Origin of the sequence: Kosakonia sp. CCTCC M2018092, assembly GCF_003864115.1 — a bacterium.
Taxonomy (GTDB): Bacteria; Pseudomonadota; Gammaproteobacteria; order Enterobacterales; family Enterobacteriaceae; genus Kosakonia; species Kosakonia cowanii.
In genome coordinates, this window is the sequence record NZ_CP034225.1 from 4,246,091 (window position 1) to 4,263,395 (window position 17,305).

Genomic DNA, 17,305 nt, shown 5'->3' on the forward strand with positions numbered 1-17,305 from the left:
ATGGAAGTTTAGAGCCGCCTCGCGGCTCTTTTTTTATGGCTTGCGGTTAGCAATGCGCTTCTTACCGGCAAAGAGCCAGCCCGCGCCCAGCACCACAAACCACAGCGGCGTCACGAGCAGCGCCTGGCGAGTGTCCGCTTCCAGCGTCAGCAGCACCAGCACAAACAGGAAGAACGCCATGCACACCCAGCACATCACTTTGCCGAGCGGCATTTTGTAGATCGATTTTTCGTGCAGCTGCGGGCGCTGTTTACGATAGACCAGATACGAACAGAGAATGATCGTCCAGACGAACATAAACAGGATCGCCGATACGGTGGTGATCATGGTGAACGCCGCAATCGCGCTCGGGTTGAAATAGAGCATCACCACACCGCCCAGCAGGCAGATGCAGGAGAAGGTGAGCCCTTTCGCCGGTACCGCGCGTTTAGAGAGTTTGGCGAACGCTTTCGGTGCCACGCCATCCTGCGCCAGGCCAAACAGCATACGGCTGGTGGAGAAGACGCCGCTGTTGGCGGAAGAGGCGGCAGAAGTCAGCACCACAAAGTTGATGATGCTCGCTGCCGCCGGAATGCCGACCAGCACGAACAGCTCAACAAACGGGCTCTTATCAGCAACCACAGAGCTCCATGGCGTGACCGACATAATCACGATCAGCGCGAAGACGTAGAACATGATGATACGAATCGGAATCGAGTTGATGGCGCGCGGCAGGGATTTCTCTGGATCTTTCGTCTCCGCGGCGGTTGTGCCGACCAGTTCGATACCGACAAAGGCAAACACCGCGATCTGGAAGCCTGCAAAGAAGCCGCTGATACCTTTCGGGAACCAGCCGCCCTCATTCCACAGGTGGCTGAACGAGGCTTCAACGCCGGTCGGCGATTTGAAATGCATCAGCACCATACCGACGCCGACGATAATCAGCGCCACAATGGCGACGATTTTGATCATCGCGAACCAGAACTCCATCTCGCCGAACATCTTCACCGTCGCGAGGTTGAGGCTCAGCAGCACGACGACCACGGCCAGCGCGGCGACCCAGTCGGCAAGGCCGGGGTACCAGAATTGTGCATAGGCGGTAATGGCGACCACATCTGCCATGCCGGTGACGACCCAACAGAACCAGTAGGTCCAGCCGGTAAAGTACCCCGCCCACGGCCCGAGCAGGTCGGCGGCGAAGTCGCTAAAAGATTTATATTCGAGGTTGGAAAGCAGTAATTCGCCCATCGCACGCATAACGAAAAACAGCATAAAGCCGATGATCATATAAACGAAGATGATTGACGGACCGGCGAGGCTAATTGTTTTGCCGGAACCCATAAATAAACCGGTACCAATGGCACCGCCAATAGCAATTAGCTGAATATGCCGGTTCGTAAGATTACGCCGTAGCGACTGTTCAGCCGGAGCCGCATTATCAGCGTCGGCTTTAACTTGATCTACCATGTTGTTTTCCTGTCTGTGTTGTTGGGCTCTGCTGGCCTTTACGTGTCTGCTTCGTCCTTAATGGACGCATCGATATTAGGTAAGAATCGGCGGGATGAATACTCTGAATTAAATTGAATGTTAAATATTTGTTTAAAGTGAGTGTTATATCACCTGGCAAATGCGAAACAGCTCACAAAAATACACCTGATTGTGCGCTTTGCAAGATAATATATTGCTAATAGTTCTGTTTACCAACGATTCACGAAGTTAAAACCCCTCTCCTCTATTAAAAGAGAGGAGTTTTGCGCCGAAACTTACAGAATTTCCAGCAGTTCCACTTCGAACACCAGCGTGCTGAATGGCGGGATGGATGCGCCAGCGCCGCGCTCGCCGTAAGCGAGGTTGTGCGGAATGGTCAGTTCCCATTTGGAGCCAACCGGCATCAGGGTCAGGGCTTCGATCCAGCCTGCGATCACGCCGTTAACCGGGAATTCAGCCGGTTCGCCGCGTGCGACGGAGCTGTCGAATACGGTGCCGTCGATCAGCTTACCGGTGTAGTGGACGCGTACGCGGTCGGTGCGCGCCGGGATAGCGCCTTCGCCCTGGGTGATCACGCGGAATTGCAGACCGGATTCGGTGCTGTTAACGCCTTCGCGCTCGCGGTTTTCATCAAGGTATTTCACGCCTTCTGCCGCCATCTCTTCGAAACGGGAGCGACGAACCGCGTCGGCACGTTCGTGGATTTCACGCAGCGCACGATGAACAACGTCTACCGGTACCGCAGGCTGTTTGCCCGCCAGCGCATCGGCGATACCCGCGACCAGCGCTTCCGGTAACAGCCCCTCTAACCCGGATTCGCTCAGCTGCTGTCCTACCTGCAAACCAATGCCGTAGCTGGCTTGCGCTTCGATCGTGTCAAAAGTTGGGGTGGTCATGGGTTTTCCTTCCATCGCTTTTTAAAGTAGCGCGCAGCATAACAGCCGCCCTGGGCCAGGCACAACTTTGTCACGGGAAAGATGACAAAAGCGCGCGAAAGGGAAAGAATGGTTCACGTTAGCAAAACCCTGCATTGTGGTGACAAAATAGTACTTTGTACGGGCTTTCATGCGCTTAAACGCCGCGAACGCCAATGCAGGGAGATAAAGTGTATATACTCAACGAGACAGGATATTAAATGACGCGGAGCAGGAGGAGAGCCATGCCCGGGCGATTTGAACTGAAACCTACCCTTGCGAAGATCTGGCATGCCCCGGACAATTTTCGCCTGATGGACCCGCTCCCGCCCCTTCACCGTCGCGGCCTGATTCTGGCGGCGCTGCTGGTTATTATCGGCTTTCTGTTGCCGACAACGGATGAGAGCGTGCCGCAGCGCAGCGGTGAGGCGCGCGATGCGCAGCTCGATCTGCAAAACTCGCCTAATGTCGCGCCGCCGCAGGTGGTCAACGACCCGCAGCTCAACGCACCCAGCGCGGAAGCGTCGATGCAGCAGCAGGAGTCGATTGAGCAGCAGCCTTCAACCGAGCAGCAGCCCACCGCAGAGCAAAACAGCCAGCCGCTGGCGACCAGTAGCGGCATTGAGCAGCAGTGGCGCACCTACCGGGTGGGCGAAGGAAAAACCCTCGCGCAGCTCTTTCGCGATCATAATCTGCCGCCAACGGATGTCTACGCGATGGCGAAGGTCGAGGGCGACGGCAAGCCGCTCAGCAATCTGCAAAGCGGCCAGATGGTGAAGATCCGCCAGAACGCCAGCGGCGTGGTGACGGGTCTGACGATTGAGACCAGCGGCCAGCAGGTGCTCTTTACCCGCCAGCCGGACGGCAGCTTTATCCGCGCCCGCTAAACTTTATGCGCCGGGCAGCAATTACCCGGCGCGCTTATTGACCCACGCGATCCCCGTACAGACCAGCACCAGCGCGACAGCGTATTTCCACTCCAGAATATTCTCGCCGAGGAAGATGGCCGACAGCACCGAGCCTGCCACCGGAATCACAAAGTTAAATGGCGCGATCATGCTGACGCGGTTCACTTTCAGCAGCGCGCTCCAGAGAGCGAAGGCGACAGAAGAGAGCAGCGTCAGGTAGGCGAGCACCGCGACCGCCGCCGCGCTATCCACCGCCAGCGTTCCACCCGTAAGATAGCCGCCTGCCAGCAGCGCCAGGCCGCCTATCGCCAGCTGCCAGCCGGTCATCACCGTCGGATCGACCGTTTGCGAGATACGCTTACCGTACAGCGTGGCGGCAGAGAGGATAAACGCCGCCAGAATGACAAAGCCGTCGCCCTGCCAGACAAAGCGAAAATCCGCCAGCCCGCCGTGGAAGTTCACCAGCATCACGCCCGCGAAGCCCAGCACACAGCCGAGCGTTTTGTTATAGCTCAGCTTGTCATTGTGATAGATGAAGTGTGCCAGCAGCACGCTGAAGAAGGTGCCGGTAGCATTCATGATCGATCCGTTCACCCCCGTCGTATAGGCAAGGCCAATATAAAAGAAGGTGTATTGCAGGGAGGTCTGGGTCAGCCCGAGCAGCGTCAGTTGTCCAAACTGCGAAGCGCTTAGCCTGGCGATCGGTTTACTCTGCGCCAGCGCGAACAGCAGCAATAACGCCCCGGCAAAGAGAAAACGGTACCCGGCGAACACCACTTTAGAGGGGATGTCGTCGGTAGCGATATGGAACAGTTCATAACCGCTTTTGATTGCCGGGTAGGAGCTACCCCATAACAGACAGCAGAGCGTGGCGCAGGCGTAAGCGATATGACGACGGGCAAAAACGGGAGCGGGCAGTGGGGAGTCCATGGCTAATCTCAAAAATAAAATTGCGTTTCAATTTAGTATCTGAGAATGCGGCGCAAATAGCTACCGGGAAAGACGGGAATTGTCGGCGGGGCAGAAAAGCAAAACGCCGGCACAAGGCCGGCGCTTCGTCTCTCGTTGTCGTCATGTTGCAGAGGCGTTAGCGCCTGCATACCCGAACAACTCAGAGCGCAGTGAAGAGTAAAAAATTACTCAGCAACTACGTTTACAGTCAGCTTAGCGAATACTTCGCTGTGAACCTGGAAGTCCACTTCGTGCTCACCGGTGGTACGCAGAACGCCGTTCGGCATACGAACTTCGCTCTTCGCCACTTTAACGCCAGCTGCAGTTACAGCGTCAGCGATATCGCGGGTACCGATGGAACCGAACAGTTTACCTTCGTCGCCTGCTTTAGACGCGATGGTAACGGTGCCCAGTGCATTGATTTGCTCAGCACGAGCGTTAGCAGCCGCCAGAACGTCAGCCAGTTTGGCTTCCAGCTCAGCGCGACGTGCTTCGAAATACTCAACGTTTTTCTTGGTAGCCGGAACAGCTTTACCCTGCGGTACCAGGAAGTTACGAGCGTAGCCCGCTTTAACGTTAACCTGATCACCCAGGCTACCCAGGTTTGCTACTTTATCAAGCAGAATAACTTGCATTACCTTATCCTCTCAAAGTCGTATTAATGGACCGTGACCGATTACTGATGACGATCAGTGTACGGCAGCAGGGACAGGTAGCGAGCGCGTTTGATAGCGCGTGCCAGCTGACGCTGATATTTTGCACGGGTACCGGTGATACGGCTCGGGACAATCTTACCGCTTTCGGTGATGTAGTTTTTCAGCGTAGCGATATCTTTGTAATCAATCTCAACAACGCCTTCCGCGGTGAAACGGCAGAACTTGCGACGACGGAAATAACGTGCCATTTGGCTAGTCTCCAGAATCTATCAATTCAATCTGCTCGGCATGCAGAACCATTTTGCTCAGGCCGTTCTTTGCCTTGTGGCAACTGATGAACCCCTGAACGGTTACTGCGCTACCGACCGTTATACTGTGAGTAATGGCCTGGTTCTCCTGCCCGCTGATTATTACAGGCATTTGGCACCACGCCTGCCGGTGAAAACCGGCTTCCTCCTGCACAGAGCGGTGCTCAAGCACGAACTGGCAGTGTGGAATTCCTGACGGGCTGACCTTTCGCAGCGGCGTCCTGCACACGGTGCCGGACAACACCAGACGGTTGGTCATCAGGAATTACTCTTCAGAATCCCCAGCATCTGCATCATCTGCGGTTTCGTTTGCAAAATCATCGCGACGCTCACGGCGCTCGTCTTTCGCTTTAACCATCGGAGATGCTTCGGTTACCGCGTTCTTAGTACGCATAACCATGCTACGGATAACGGCGTCGTTGAAGCGGAAGTTTGTTTCCAGCTCATCGATCGCTTCCTGCGGCGCTTCAACGTTCATCAGAACGTAGTGTGCTTTGTGCAGTTTGTTGATCGGGTAAGCCAGCTGACGGCGGCCCCAGTCTTCCAGACGGTGGATCGTACCTTCTGCTGCAGTGATTGCACCAGTGTAACGTTCGATCATGCCCGGAACCTGTTCGCTCTGGTCAGGATGGACCATAAAAACGATTTCGTAATGACGCATCGAATTGCTCCTTACGGATTATTCAGCCTCCTGTCTGGGTCAGCCGAGGCCCGGGGAGGCAAGGAACGTGTTAAAGGTCGGCTGAAAAATTGACGCGTCATAATACTGGCGCCTCCCCAGGAACTCAAGGTGAATTGCACAATTAATTCGCACTAAGCGCCAAGAGAAGCCGCCACGGCGAATTACACTTAACCAGCGCACCTCACAACCATAAGGAGAAGAGATGTACAGGCGATAGTTCCCGAAGACGTACTGGAGCGTAACATCATGAAATACATCGCACTTTTACTAGCAACCCTGCTGCTCAGCGCCCAGGCTAGCGCAGCGATAAACCTTCCCCCACCGCAAGCCCGCAATATGGATGACGTGCAGAGCTTAGGTGTTATCTATATTAATCATAATCTTAGCGACGAAAGCGACGCCGAACCGGTGCTGATTCAACGCCCGGATGCCGCCCCGCCGATTAAAGATGACGGCTAAAAAAGCCGACTGTCGCCTCCAGCGCCTGCGGCGTAATGCGATGAGCAACCCCCGCTTCCCACAGAGTGGTTAGCCTCGCGTCACGCTGCGTGTCGGCCAGCGCCTGCTGTAATCGGAAGGATTCAGCTGCGGGCACGACATCATCCGCTTCGCCATGCCACAGCAGCAGCGGGCGATCGGCGACTCTCTCCAGCTGGCCCGTCACTTCCCATTTCGCCAGCGGCGCGAGAATAGCGTCGAAAGTTTCCTGCTGGGCAGCATTAGTGACGTCAAGCGGCGGGAACAGCGTGCGGGCAAGCGAGGTGAAGTAGCCCGATCCCATCAGGCTGGCGACGCAGCGCACTTCCGGGTGACGGGTCATAATGCCCAGCGCCGTCATTCCGCCCATGGATGCGCCGCCCACCGCCAGCCGGTTCTGTTCAATCAGGTTGCGCTGGTGCAACGCATCGCGCAGCGCGGCAAACTCTTCAAGATTGCCCTGCAGGATTTGCCAGAACTGACGCAAGCGGCGCTCAGCGTCGCCGCTAAAGCGCGCACCATGATCGGGTGCGTCGGGCATGATCACGCGAAAACCCGCCTGCGCCAGCGCGACAGCGAAGTAGCTGTACACCAGCTTTGATGAGGTAAAGCCGTGATAGAACACGACGCAGGGGAGCGGTTGTTGCCCTTTTCCTGACGGGAAGGCGTGCAGCGCCTCATTACCGGCAAAGTGGTCTGTCTGAATTTCAATCATTTTTCCCTCCGTGATCTATAGTGCAGATATGCCACCCGCAGCGCGCTGGCGCAAGCCAGATTCCGCATAAGCATTGCGCATGATGAGAGCCAGCTTACGCTTTCAAAACACTTTCATTCGAAATCAGTGCTCAAGCTAACACTTCGGGAATATCACCCCCAAAGTGAAACCCATCAGGAACTACACTATGGCTATCAGTAGAGATAAGAAACCGATGCGCGCCCTGCTGCCGCTGTTGTTTGCCCTGCTTATCAGCGGCTGTGCCGCGCTGGAAGGCAAGCCGCAGCCAGCGCCGCCAGCAAAAGAAACTCCGCAAGAGATTAGTCGAAATCAGACGCAGGGATTGCGGGAGATCGGGGCGGTTAACGTCACGGTAATGGGCTCGCCCATGGATGTAGAAACAGCGCTCAAAGCCAAAGCCTCCGAGGCGAAAGCAGACTATTACGTCATCATAATGATGGATGACAGCGTATTCCCCGGCCGTTGGTATGGTCGCGCCCTGCTTTATCGATCGTAGCGAGGTATTGATTTTAAGGACTTTTACACTGCTTTGCGTCCATTGATGTTCTTCTGTGCACTATTGGGTTCTGACTTCTCTTGTGCGTAAGGAAGCCCCGATCCGACTCGGGGTAGCGAAAAATGGAGCTGACGACAATGAAACAATCTCTCGCCTTAAACTCGCTGTTACTCTCTGCCGGTATGCTGAACACCACCGCGCAGTCCGCCGAGTTTGCCTGCGCCGACCGCGTAACGGGGCTTAATGAAATTGGCCTGATCTCGGTCGATAACGTCGCAGGCAGCCAGCAAGATGTTGAGCGTGTCATTGCCCTGAAAGCGGATGAACAGGGTGCTTCCTGGTATCGCATTATTCGCATGCAGGAGGCGATGCAGGTTGATTCGTGGCAGGTGCAGGCGATTCTTTACGCCTGAGGGTCGTCAATAAAAGCCACTAATTCAGGGTGTTTCTTTATGCCCCTACTTTCTTTAAGATTATGTTATTCGGGTGATACATCCGTGTAACGTATTGTTACAAATCTACGCTAAATGTTGTCCGCGCCCTGCCGTTAAGGAGGCTCACACATACAAAAACGGACACATTATGAGCGCCCTCTTTCGTCGTGCCAGCCTTGGTGCAAAGCTCTCTTTGCTGACTGGTGCAAGCGTTGCGACGCTATTTCTTTTATTTACCTTTCTGATGAGCAACAACGCCAGCAACCAGCTGGAAACGCTGGCTATGGAAGATCTGCACAGCCAGTCCACCGGCGTGGTCGACATGGTAGAGATGTTCAACAGCAGCCTCACTGAAGAGGTTGAAAGCTACACCCGATTGTTTGGCAGTTTCCTGCCACAGCCGCTTGCCATCGACCCGCAACAGCGCCGCGAGATTAACGGCATCGACGTCCCGCTGCTGAAAGCCGGTGATGTTGAGCTGCACAACAACAACGCCATTCCCGATGATTTCCTTAACCGCACCGGCGCGATTGCCACCCTCTTCGTGCGCAGCGGCAACGAATTTGTGCGTGTTGCCACGTCTCTGCGTAAAGAGAATGGCGATCGCGCGATCGGCACCAAGCTCGATCCCGCCGGCCCGGCGTTTGCACAGGTGATGAAAGGTGAGGTCTATCGCGGCCTCGCGCTGCTGTTCGGCAAGCGCTATATCACCCAGTACCAGCCGGTAAAAGATGCCAGCGGCAATACCATCGCTATTCTGTTTGTCGGCGTCGATATCAGCCGCTCCTGGCAGGTAATGCGCGGCAAAATTCTTGGACGCAAACTGGGCGAGAGCGGGCATTTCTTCGTGATTGACCGCAACCCGGGGAAAAACCTCGGCAACTACCTGTTCCACGGCGACCAGGAAGGCAAACGCCCGCAGTGGAGCGAAAGCGATCTGCAGGCGGTGCTGAACAACGAGAGCGGCACGCTGACACAGCAGAGCGCCGATGGCCGCACGCTGCTGCTCTCCTACACCGCGCTGCCCGGCTGGAACTGGGCGGTCGTGGGCGAAGTCGATAAAGCCACGCTGCTGCACGATGTAAACGCGATGCGTAACCAGTTCCTGCTGGCGGGCGTTATCGTCTCCCTGCTCTTCGCGACGCTGTTTGTGGTGATCATTCGCCGCTGGCTGTCGCGCCCGCTGCGTAGCGTGATCGATCTGGCACAGCAGTATGCCGCAGGCGATCTGCGCGCCACGCTGGCGGTAGATCGTCACGATGAAGTCGGAGAGCTGATCGCCGCGATCAATGGTATTGGCGATGGGCTGCATAAAATCGTGCTGCAGGTGCGCGAATCCGCCGCCGAGATTAATCTAGGCACCAATGCGCTGGCCGCCGACAGCAGCGAGATCAGCGATCAGATTAATAAACAGGCCAGCAGCGTCGAAGAGACCTCCGCCAGCATGGAGCAGATTGCCGCCACCGTGCAGCAAAATGCCGCCAATATGGAGCAGACTCAGCACCTGGTAAATGAAACCACTGACGCGGTGAAAAAAGGCGGCCAGACCGTCGAACACTCCGTGGAGACGATGGAAGATATTCGCGCCGCTTCACAGCGTATCGCCGATATTACCCATGTGATCGAGTCAATTGCCTTCCAGACTAACATCCTCGCCCTTAACGCAGCGGTGGAAGCGGCGCGCGCAGGCGAGCATGGCAAAGGCTTTGCCGTTGTCGCCCAGGAAGTACGCGCCCTGGCGGCACGCAGTGCTAACGCAGTGAAAGAGATTGACGCGCTGATTGGCGATACGCTGAAAAAAGTGGGCGAAGGCCACTCTCAGTCGGAAGCGACCCGCATTGCGATGCAGGCGATCATCAATCACATGAACAATATCAACCAGTTGGTGCATGAGATTAACCATGCTTCTCATGAACAGTCTGCCGGGATTAACCAGGTCAACCTGGCGATGACGCACATTGGCGATGCCACGCACATCAACGCCGGACGCGTGACCCAGAGTGAAGAGACCGCGCGCATTCTGCGTGAGAAAGGGGCGCATCTGAGCGAGCTGGTCAGCCTGTTCCGCTTAAAAATGGATTAATGGGCTCCGCCCGTGGCGCGCAGCAGCAGGTCACTTTTGACCTGTTCATCAATCCGCGACGCGCCGCGGGTATCAAGCATCATCTGGCACCACGCTTGCGCTATCGGCGGCGATGCGTGCCGCAACATTTGCGCACCGACGCCCAGGAGCCAGAGCTGCTGAGTGATTTCCCGCCCCTGCACTTCGTCCGGCTTACGCAGCCGCGGCTGGAGCTGCCGCCAGGCGCGTTCGAAATGGCGATCCCGCCCTTTTACCGCCGCAAACTCTTCGCTTAGTAGCGCCAGCACGCCCGGCTGTTTGACCAGCACGCGCAGCACATCCAGGCACATCACATTTCCCGACCCTTCCCAGATACTGTTGACCGGCACTTCGCGGTAGAGCCGCGGCAGTTCGCTCTCTTCGCAGTAGCCGATCCCGCCCAACACCTCCATCGCTTCGGCGACGAACGGTATGCCGCTTTTACACACCGCAAACTTCGCCACCGGCGTAAAGAGCCGCGCCCATAACGCGTCCTGTTCATCCGCCCGGTTATCCCATGCGCGGGCGAGGCGAAAGAGCATCGCCGTTTGTCCCTCAAGCTGGAGCGCCATGCGGCTGAGCACGTCGCGCATTAGGGGCTGATCGACAAGGTTTTTGCCAAATGCCTGGCGATGATGGGCATGATAGAGCGCCACGGAGAAGGCGCGGCGCATCAGGCCGTGGCTGCCGAGCGCGCAGTCAAAGCGCGTCAGCCCGCCCATTTTGAGGATCTGGCGTACGCCGTCGCCCTCTTCGCCGAGCAGCCAGCCGCAGGCGTCAACAAACTCCGCTTCGCTGCTGGCGTTCGAACGGTTGCCGAGCTTCTCTTTGAGCCGCTCGAGACGCACGCCGTTACGTTCACCGTCCGGTAGAAAGCGCGGCACAAAGAAGCAGGAAAGGCCGCCCGGCGTCTGCGCCAGCACTAAATGCGCATCGCTTTGCGGCACCGAAAAGAACCACTTATGCCCCACCAGCCGGTAGTGATCGCCGCTCCTCTCCGCGCGTGTGGTGTTACTCAATACATCGGAGCCGCCCTGCTTCTCAGTCATCCCCATGCCGATAAGCAGCCCGCGCTTCTCCCCGCCCGGCAGCAGATGGGGATCGTAGCGATCGCTGAGCAGCGGTTGCTGCCAGCCTGCAAATGCAGCGGGAAGTGCCTGTTGTAATAATGGCGTGGCGGCAAAGGTCATGGTGATGGGGCACAGCGTGCCGGACTCCACCTGCGCATGCAGCACGAAACGGGCGCTGCGCGCGACAAACGATCCGGCGCGCGCCTGCTCTTCCCACGCCAGGTTATGCACGCGGTTGCTGCACAGTCCCTGCATCAAAAGGTGCCAGGCCGGGTGAAAGCGCACATCATCCAGCCGCTCGCCGGTGCTGCTGTAGCGCAGCAGTTCCGGCGGATTGGCATTTGCCAGCCGACCGAGTTCAAGAGATTCCGCCGTGCCGAGCTGCTGGCCGATGCTGGCGAGCAGTTCTGCATCCCACGCCGCGCCTTCACGCATCACTGCGTCGTAGAGGGGACGATCAGACAGAAACAGGTTGCTGTTATGCAGGGGAATGGGTTGGTTAAAAACGGTGTGCGTTTGCCAGCGCATGCTCTCGCCCTCCTTCAATGGCCACGCCGCTAAGTATGGACAGCCCGCGCTGGCGCTGCATGGGAGGGGAGTCACACAGCGGTAATATCATTGCGATCAATCGTGAAACGGCTCACATTATTCAGGAATAATATATTTCTCTGCGAACATTCTAATGAATAATTTATTCTCACCTTCCCAACGAGAATCATTATGCATTCACCTCACCCAGCGCCAGATGCACACAAGCGTGCGCTTATCGCCGGCTCGATTGGCAACTTTATCGAGTGGTACGAATTCGCGGTGTATGGCTTTCTCGCCACCGTAATTGCGAAAAACTTCTTCCAGCTGGCGGGCGACACGGGGTTGACCAGCCTGATCCTCACTTACGCCTCGTTTGCTATCGCCTTTTTCTTTCGCCCGCTGGGCGCGGTGCTGTTTGGGCGCATTGGCGATCGTCTCGGGCGTAAACCGACGCTGATTATCGTCCTGGTGCTGATGACGCTGGCGACCGCCGCTATCGGTATGGTGCCGGTCTATGCCTCGATTGGCATTGCCGCACCGCTGATCATTACCGGGCTGCGCATTTTGCAGGGGCTTTTTGCCGGCGGTGAGTATGGCGGCGCGGTGTCGCTGATGACCGAGTTCGCCCCGCGCGGTAAACGCGGGCTGTATGGCGCCTGGCAATCCTTTACCGTTGCGCTGGGGCTGCTCAGCGGCGCGGGCGTGGTGGCGCTGCTCTCGACGATCCTCACACCGGAAGCACTGCACGAGTGGGGCTGGCGCATTCCCTTCTTCCTCGCCCTGCCGATGGGCGTGGTTGCGCTGTGGCTGCGAGTGAGCATGGAGGAGACGCCAAGCTTTGTGCAGCAGCAGGAGAAACCGGTCGCCCAGCGCGCCAACCGTGCCGCGACGCTGAAAGCGATTTTTATGGGCATCGGCCGGGTGATGGTGTGGTCCGCCGCCGGGTACACCTATCTGGTGATTATGCCGACCTACCTGCAATCGGCGCTGCATACCGGCTTTAACCAGGCGCTGCTGATTGCGGTGATCTCCAATGTCGGCTTTGCACTGACCATCATTCCTGCCGGTATAGCGAGCGACCGTTATGGCCGCCGCACGGTAATGGTGACAGCGACCATTTTGCTGCTGATCCTCGCGCTGCCGCTGCTCAAAATCTTGCAGGCAGAGTCGAGCACGCTGGCAGTGAAAGCGGTGGTAGTGCTGATTGCGGGCGGTCTGGTGGGCGTGCTGGCAGGTCCCGGCCCGGCGATGCTGTCGGAGATGTTTCCGACGCGCGTGCGCTACACCGGCCTCGGCGTGGCCTATTCGCTCTCAAACGCGCTCTTTTCGGGCTGTGCGGGGTTGATCATTACCGGGCTGATTAAGGAGACCGGCAACCTGGATATTCCGGCCTATTACGTGATGGCAACAGCAGTGGTGAGTATTGCGGCGCTAATGACGCTCAATAAAGATGACCATTTGCGGTCGCTTGAGGAGTAACAGCGCGATTTTGCGTAGGCCGGATAAGCGAAGCGCCATCCGGCATTAAATCCACTTAACTGCGCTGGCGCACCGCTTCAAACAGGCAAATACCGGTCGCGACCGAAACGTTCAGCGAGGAGACGCTGCCCGCCATCGGAATGCTGATCAGCTCATCGCAGTGCTCACGGGTCAGACGGCGCATACCTTCGCCTTCCGCGCCCATCACCAGCGCCATCGGCCCGGTCATTTTGCTCTGGAACAGGGTGTGATCCGCTTCGCCCGCAGTGCCGACGATCCAGATACTCTCTTCCTGTAACAGACGCATGGTGCGCGCCAGGTTGGTCACGCGGATCAGCGGTACGTTCTCCGCCGCGCCGCAGGCCACTTTTTTCGCCGTGGCGTTCAGCTGCGCCGATTTATCTTTCGGTACGATCACCGCATGGACGCCCGCCGCATCGGCGCTACGTAAACAGGCCCCGAGGTTATGGGGATCCGTGACGCCATCAAGGATCAAAAAGAAGGGTTGATCGAGGCTGGCGATCAGATCCGGCAGATCGTTTTCCTGATACTGACGGCCAGGCTTAACGCGTGCAATGATCCCCTGGTGCACCGCGCCTTCGCTCTTCTCATCCAGATACTGGCGGTTCGCCACCTGGATCACCACGCCCTGCGCTTCCAGCGCGTGGATCAGCGGCAGAAGACGTTTATCTTCGCGGCCTTTCAGAATAAAGACTTCCTGAAAACGCTCCGGGGCGCGCTCCAGCAGGGCCTGCACCGCATGGATGCCGTAAATCATTTCACTCATTGATGGTACTCATTTGGGGCGGTTTGCGCCGGGTTGTTAGGGCCGTGATAGATATCACCGGCGCCCATTATAACCAACCCACGCCTCAGGTCGAACTTAACCCGCCGCACAAGGCGGCAGGTTTATCTAAACCCCGGGCAATGCGCGTTAAAAACTCTCCCAGCTTGTCTCTGCCAGCGCCGGTTTAAGTGCGGCGGTCTTGCTTGCCGCTGGCTTTTTCACCGCCTGCGCTTTATGGCCGGAGAGGGTAAAGATGGAGATAGTCTGCTCCAGTTCGCGCGCCTGCTCTTCGAGGGAGCTTGCTGCCGCAGAGGACTCTTCCACCAGCGCGGCGTTCTGCTGGGTGGTGGTATCCATCTCTGCCATCGCCTGACCGATCTGCGAGATGCCGCGGCTCTGCTCTTCGGACGCGCCGGCAATCTCATTCATGATATTGCGAACCTGGGCCACAGAGGTGACGATCCCCTCCATCGCTTCACCGGCACCCGCCACCAGCTTAGAACCATTCTCCACCTGGCTGCCCGCTTCGTGGATCAGGGCCTCAATCTCTTTCGCCGCCGTGGCGCTACGTTGCGCCAGCGTTCTCACCTCGCCTGCAACCACGGCAAACCCGCGTCCCTGTTCGCCCGCACGCGCTGCTTCTACTGCGGCGTTGAGTGCCAGGATATTGGTCTGGAAAGCGATGCTGTTAATAACGTTGATGATGTCGCCAATTTTGTGCGAGCTGGCGCGGATCCCCTCCATGGTGGTGACCACTTCACCAACGATCTTGCCGCCGCGATCGGCGCTGGAAGAGGCCTCTGCCGCCAGTTTGCTGGCGTGGCTGGCGTTTTCCGCATTCTGTTTCACCGTCGAGGTCAGCTCTTCCATGCTGGCGGCAGTTTCCACTACCGCAGCGGACTGCTGCTCGGTACGCGAAGAGAGATCGATATTGCCAGCGGCGATTTCCGCCGAGGCGCGCGACACGCTCTCCACGCCGCTACGCACACGAGAGATCACCTCTTTCAGGTTCTCATTCATCACGGAAACGGCTTGCAGCAGCAGGCCCGGCTCATCGCGACGTTGGGTTGAGATGGACATGGTGAGATCGCCCTGCGAAATGCGCTCGGCAATGTGCAGCGTTTCACGCAGCGGGCGGGTAATGTTACGGGTGATGCGCCAGGCAATCAGCAGCGCAATCGCAATGCCTACTGCCGCAGCAATCAGCATGATGGTCATCGCATGAGACATGGTTTCCTTCACCTGCGCCTGCTGCCAGACGAAGAAATTCTCAACGGATTCGTTTAACTGGGACGCAGTGCCGGTCAGGGTTTTGGACTGTGTCGCCTGATCGGCAAACGCGGTGACAAACTGGTTAATATTCCCCTGCAGGCTGGCAAGCTCCGTGGTCAACGCAGCGTTCAAAGAGGCGAGTTCTCCGCCCTGCCCGGCCAGCGCTTTACCATATTCCGCGCTTTGCTGAAGCGCCGTGCTGAGACGGGCGGCGGTATCAGCGCTGCCGGAGTCAATCAGCTCTTCAATTAACAGCGCCGACTGTTGCAACCGCGCTTCAAGGCGCACAGCCACCACCGCGCTTTCCGGTGTAATGCTATCGTCGGCACTCAGTGATGCGGCCTGCTGGGCGACATCTTCAATCTTTGCGCTACGCAACGCGGCGGTCAGCTCATTACGCCGTTTTATTGATGAGACAAAGGCGCTCCTTTGCGTCATGTAGGTATCAGCTTGCTGCTGCAGACTGTCAATTTTTGCCTGCCCTTCCTGGCTCCAGGAAAAAGTGTCCAGTGATTTCGCCAGCTCGATAATTTGTTGTAAAGCCTTGAGGTTTTTATCAGCGTTTTCTGCCGAGCCGGTATATTGATAAAGAGTGCGGTTAAGGCGTGCGGTGCTAAGTGTATTAACCATCTGGACGGTAACCGCTTCTTTGTCCGCATTTTCTTCAACTTTTTTAAAGCCAATAAGACCTGTTGCAACGGTAATCATCATAATAATAAGCACGATAATAAAACTGGAGGTCAGTTTTTTACCGACGCTCAAATTATTCGCGATGTTTCCTACAAAAGCGGTAACGGACATACGGTTCACCATAAAGTTAGATTGGGGGCGCTATTTCCAGTTATCGTCAGCCCTAAAATTTAACTTTATGATTTATTCTTCAGCTTATGCGTAAAGTACAGTATTCATGATCTAAATCACGTATTACTGCAACGCACAACGAATTCATTTCGGCGTAAATATTACCGCCTCGCTTAGGATATATCATATTTATTTAGCTTTTTAGCGGTGGCACTTTATTAGGATGCTATTAATGTCGTTAAAAATAATTTTACAACACGCGGTTGCGCGCTGGAGCAAGCGTGCTTTAGCGAAGCGGAGCAGCCCTTCAGCAATGGCCAATAGATGATGCAAACCTGTAAGCAAGCAGGGTTATAAAGTTCGTGACAGATATAATTATTTCAAAGAATGTAACTGCATATTAAGGTCAAAGAGAAATGATTATTATTAATTGCGATGGTAATACTTTTCACATTTGAATTGATGACTAAAAAAAGAACAGCCAGGGAAAATATTCACTATTAATTGAGGCGGGGAATTAAACCAACGCTAAACCAGACGGGTAACCAGCATTGACTTCGTTAAATAATAGCCATAACGGGCATTGAATATCTGGTGTTACGCAATTTACATTTTGAGACCAGAGCAATTTTTCAGACAGCCACTCACTTGATAAGTTCACTGCGAAATTATTGAGGAGTGACAAACGTGAAAAAATTATCTGTTCTTTTATCTTTATCTCTGGTGATGGCATCCGGTTCAGCGCTGGCAATGGGTTTTACCGCCGAACAAAGCAAGAACTACACCAATCTCAATGCTGAATTAGGCAAAAGCTCAGACGGCTTATATGCAGAGAGCAACTGGGTAAAAAATACCAAAGATGGCGCGCAGCTGGGCAGCCTGGGCGTGGGCTATAACTTTGGCCTCGGTCCGTTGACTCTCTCTGCGGGTACAAAAGCCGTCTACCTCGGGCCGAAAAAAGGCGATAACGGCGTGGCCTTCCCGATTGGCGGCGGCATCGACTGGGCGCTGACGGACAGCGTTCATCTCTATGGCGAAGGCTACTCCGCACCGGAAGGTCTGACCAACAGCGTGAAAAATTACGTCGAAGCGAATGGCGGCATTAAGTGGACGCCTGTCACGCCGCTTACGCTTAAAGCCGGTTACCGCCACGCAAGCGTCGATGGTAAAGATGGCCGCCCGGGCCACACCATTATCGACGGGGCCTATTTAGGCGCTGGCGTTACCTTCTGATA

Annotated in this window: 17 protein-coding genes and 1 pseudogene; 7 read left to right on the plus strand and 11 right to left on the minus strand. The window is 56.2% G+C overall.

The annotated features are described in order from the left end of the window. Window positions 1-33: 33 nt before the first annotated feature. On the minus strand, window positions 34-1,446 hold the full coding sequence (gene cycA, locus EH164_RS20005; protein ID WP_124970385.1) for a D-serine/D-alanine/glycine transporter: 1,413 nt from the start codon (window positions 1,444-1,446) through the stop codon (window positions 34-36). Window positions 1,447-1,742: 296 nt separating this feature from the next. Beyond that, the gene (gene fklB, locus EH164_RS20010; protein WP_054803029.1) at window positions 1,743-2,363 is read right to left on the minus strand and encodes an FKBP-type peptidyl-prolyl cis-trans isomerase; all 621 of its coding nucleotides are present in this window, start codon (window positions 2,361-2,363) and stop codon (window positions 1,743-1,745) included. 263 nt (window positions 2,364-2,626) lie between these two features. Between fklB and EH164_RS20015 the strand changes: the two genes are divergently transcribed. Beyond that, a complete protein-coding gene (locus EH164_RS20015; protein ID WP_054803030.1) occupies window positions 2,627-3,268 on the plus strand; it encodes a LysM-like peptidoglycan-binding domain-containing protein in 642 nt (213 codons plus the stop codon). A gap of 21 nt (window positions 3,269-3,289) precedes the next feature. Here the strand turns inward: EH164_RS20015 and EH164_RS20020 are convergent, their stop codons facing one another. The 5 genes from EH164_RS20020 to rpsF form a co-directional block, all read right to left on the minus strand. Continuing rightward, a complete protein-coding gene (locus EH164_RS20020) occupies window positions 3,290-4,219 on the minus strand; it encodes a DMT family transporter (protein ID WP_124970388.1) in 930 nt (309 codons plus the stop codon). A gap of 206 nt (window positions 4,220-4,425) precedes the next feature. After that, on the minus strand, window positions 4,426-4,875 hold the full coding sequence (gene rplI, locus EH164_RS20025; RefSeq protein WP_042711846.1) for a 50S ribosomal protein L9: 450 nt from the start codon (window positions 4,873-4,875) through the stop codon (window positions 4,426-4,428). A gap of 41 nt (window positions 4,876-4,916) precedes the next feature. Then, complete coding sequence (gene rpsR, locus EH164_RS20030) at window positions 4,917-5,144, minus strand: 30S ribosomal protein S18 (protein WP_005974788.1); 228 nt, start codon at window positions 5,142-5,144, stop codon at window positions 4,917-4,919. A 4-nt stretch (window positions 5,145-5,148) separates the two neighbouring features. Continuing rightward, entirely contained in the window at window positions 5,149-5,463 is a 315-nt protein-coding gene (gene priB, locus EH164_RS20035; RefSeq protein WP_023478447.1) for a primosomal replication protein N, read from the minus strand. A 6-nt stretch (window positions 5,464-5,469) separates the two neighbouring features. Further along, on the minus strand, window positions 5,470-5,865 hold the full coding sequence (gene rpsF / locus EH164_RS20040) for a 30S ribosomal protein S6 (RefSeq protein WP_023478405.1): 396 nt from the start codon (window positions 5,863-5,865) through the stop codon (window positions 5,470-5,472). A gap of 267 nt (window positions 5,866-6,132) precedes the next feature. Between rpsF and EH164_RS20045 the strand changes: the two are divergent. Further along, window positions 6,133-6,318 (plus strand): annotated as a pseudogene (locus EH164_RS20045) (hypothetical protein); the annotation flags it as partial. A 10-nt stretch (window positions 6,319-6,328) separates the two neighbouring features. Here the strand turns inward: EH164_RS20045 and yjfP are convergent. Next, window positions 6,329-7,078, minus strand: coding sequence for an esterase (gene yjfP, locus EH164_RS20050; RefSeq protein ID WP_124970394.1), 750 nt, complete (start codon window positions 7,076-7,078; stop codon window positions 6,329-6,331). A gap of 187 nt (window positions 7,079-7,265) precedes the next feature. Between yjfP and bsmA the strand changes: the two genes are divergently transcribed. The 3 genes from bsmA to EH164_RS20065 all read left to right on the plus strand — a co-directional run bounded on the left by bsmA (window position 7,266) and on the right by EH164_RS20065 (window position 10,112). Continuing rightward, complete coding sequence (gene bsmA, locus EH164_RS20055) at window positions 7,266-7,595, plus strand: biofilm peroxide resistance protein BsmA (protein WP_071789431.1); 330 nt, start codon at window positions 7,266-7,268, stop codon at window positions 7,593-7,595. A gap of 122 nt (window positions 7,596-7,717) precedes the next feature. Further along, window positions 7,718-8,008, plus strand: coding sequence for a DUF1471 family protease activator YjfN (gene yjfN, locus EH164_RS20060; RefSeq protein WP_034811924.1), 291 nt, complete (start codon window positions 7,718-7,720; stop codon window positions 8,006-8,008). 169 nt (window positions 8,009-8,177) lie between these two features. Further along, window positions 8,178-10,112 carry a methyl-accepting chemotaxis protein gene (locus EH164_RS20065; RefSeq protein ID WP_124970397.1) on the plus strand — a complete coding sequence of 645 codons (1,935 nt, stop codon included), beginning with the start codon at window positions 8,178-8,180 and terminating at the stop codon, window positions 10,110-10,112. On the opposite strand, the gene EH164_RS20070 is transcribed toward EH164_RS20065, so the two are convergent. After that, window positions 10,109-11,728, minus strand: a complete 1,620-nt coding sequence (locus EH164_RS20070; RefSeq protein ID WP_124970400.1) for an isovaleryl-CoA dehydrogenase — start codon at window positions 11,726-11,728, stop codon at window positions 10,109-10,111. The genes EH164_RS20065 and EH164_RS20070 overlap by 4 nt on opposite strands. A 192-nt stretch (window positions 11,729-11,920) precedes the next feature. Here EH164_RS20070 and EH164_RS20075 point away from each other — a divergent pair, with 192 nt between their 5' ends. After that, window positions 11,921-13,210: an MFS transporter gene (locus EH164_RS20075; RefSeq protein WP_124970403.1), complete on the plus strand. Its 1,290-nt coding sequence runs from the start codon at window positions 11,921-11,923 to the stop codon at window positions 13,208-13,210. 55 nt (window positions 13,211-13,265) lie between these two features. Here EH164_RS20075 and rlmB read toward each other — a convergent pair whose 3' ends face one another. Then, window positions 13,266-13,997 carry a 23S rRNA (guanosine(2251)-2'-O)-methyltransferase RlmB gene (gene rlmB / locus EH164_RS20080; RefSeq protein WP_023478470.1) on the minus strand — a complete coding sequence of 244 codons (732 nt, stop codon included), beginning with the start codon at window positions 13,995-13,997 and terminating at the stop codon, window positions 13,266-13,268. Window positions 13,998-14,144: 147 nt separating this feature from the next. Next, window positions 14,145-16,070 carry a methyl-accepting chemotaxis protein gene (locus EH164_RS20085; RefSeq protein ID WP_124970406.1) on the minus strand — a complete coding sequence of 642 codons (1,926 nt, stop codon included), beginning with the start codon at window positions 16,068-16,070 and terminating at the stop codon, window positions 14,145-14,147. Window positions 16,071-16,757: 687 nt separating this feature from the next. Here EH164_RS20085 and EH164_RS20090 point away from each other — a divergent pair. After that, the gene (locus tag EH164_RS20090; RefSeq protein ID WP_124970408.1) at window positions 16,758-17,303 is read left to right on the plus strand and encodes a YfaZ family outer membrane protein; all 546 of its coding nucleotides are present in this window, start codon (window positions 16,758-16,760) and stop codon (window positions 17,301-17,303) included. The last annotated feature ends 2 nt before the right edge of the window (window positions 17,304-17,305 follow it).

Excerpts from the sequence above, each read along its gene's own strand:
- bsmA (WP_071789431.1), top strand. The coding sequence starts at position 7,266 with ATGGCTATCAGTAGAGATAAGAAACCGATGCGCGCCCTGCTGCCGCTG.
- EH164_RS20020 (WP_124970388.1), bottom strand. The coding sequence starts at position 4,219 with ATGGACTCCCCACTGCCCGCTCCCGTTTTTGCCCGTCGTCATATCGCT.
- EH164_RS20065 (WP_124970397.1), top strand. The coding sequence starts at position 8,178 with ATGAGCGCCCTCTTTCGTCGTGCCAGCCTTGGTGCAAAGCTCTCTTTG.
- rplI (WP_042711846.1), bottom strand. The coding sequence starts at position 4,875 with ATGCAAGTTATTCTGCTTGATAAAGTAGCAAACCTGGGTAGCCTGGGT.
- EH164_RS20015 (WP_054803030.1), top strand. The coding sequence starts at position 2,627 with ATGCCCGGGCGATTTGAACTGAAACCTACCCTTGCGAAGATCTGGCAT.
- rpsR (WP_005974788.1), bottom strand. The coding sequence starts at position 5,144 with ATGGCACGTTATTTCCGTCGTCGCAAGTTCTGCCGTTTCACCGCGGAA.
- priB (WP_023478447.1), bottom strand. The coding sequence starts at position 5,463 with ATGACCAACCGTCTGGTGTTGTCCGGCACCGTGTGCAGGACGCCGCTG.
- yjfN (WP_034811924.1), top strand. The coding sequence starts at position 7,718 with ATGGAGCTGACGACAATGAAACAATCTCTCGCCTTAAACTCGCTGTTA.
- rpsF (WP_023478405.1), bottom strand. The coding sequence starts at position 5,865 with ATGCGTCATTACGAAATCGTTTTTATGGTCCATCCTGACCAGAGCGAA.
- EH164_RS20075 (WP_124970403.1), top strand. The coding sequence starts at position 11,921 with ATGCATTCACCTCACCCAGCGCCAGATGCACACAAGCGTGCGCTTATC.
- rlmB (WP_023478470.1), bottom strand. The coding sequence starts at position 13,997 with ATGAGTGAAATGATTTACGGCATCCATGCGGTGCAGGCCCTGCTGGAG.
- cycA (WP_124970385.1), bottom strand. The coding sequence starts at position 1,446 with ATGGTAGATCAAGTTAAAGCCGACGCTGATAATGCGGCTCCGGCTGAA.
- EH164_RS20070 (WP_124970400.1), bottom strand. The coding sequence starts at position 11,728 with ATGCGCTGGCAAACGCACACCGTTTTTAACCAACCCATTCCCCTGCAT.
- EH164_RS20085 (WP_124970406.1), bottom strand. The coding sequence starts at position 16,070 with ATGTCCGTTACCGCTTTTGTAGGAAACATCGCGAATAATTTGAGCGTC.
- fklB (WP_054803029.1), bottom strand. The coding sequence starts at position 2,363 with ATGACCACCCCAACTTTTGACACGATCGAAGCGCAAGCCAGCTACGGC.
- yjfP (WP_124970394.1), bottom strand. The coding sequence starts at position 7,078 with ATGATTGAAATTCAGACAGACCACTTTGCCGGTAATGAGGCGCTGCAC.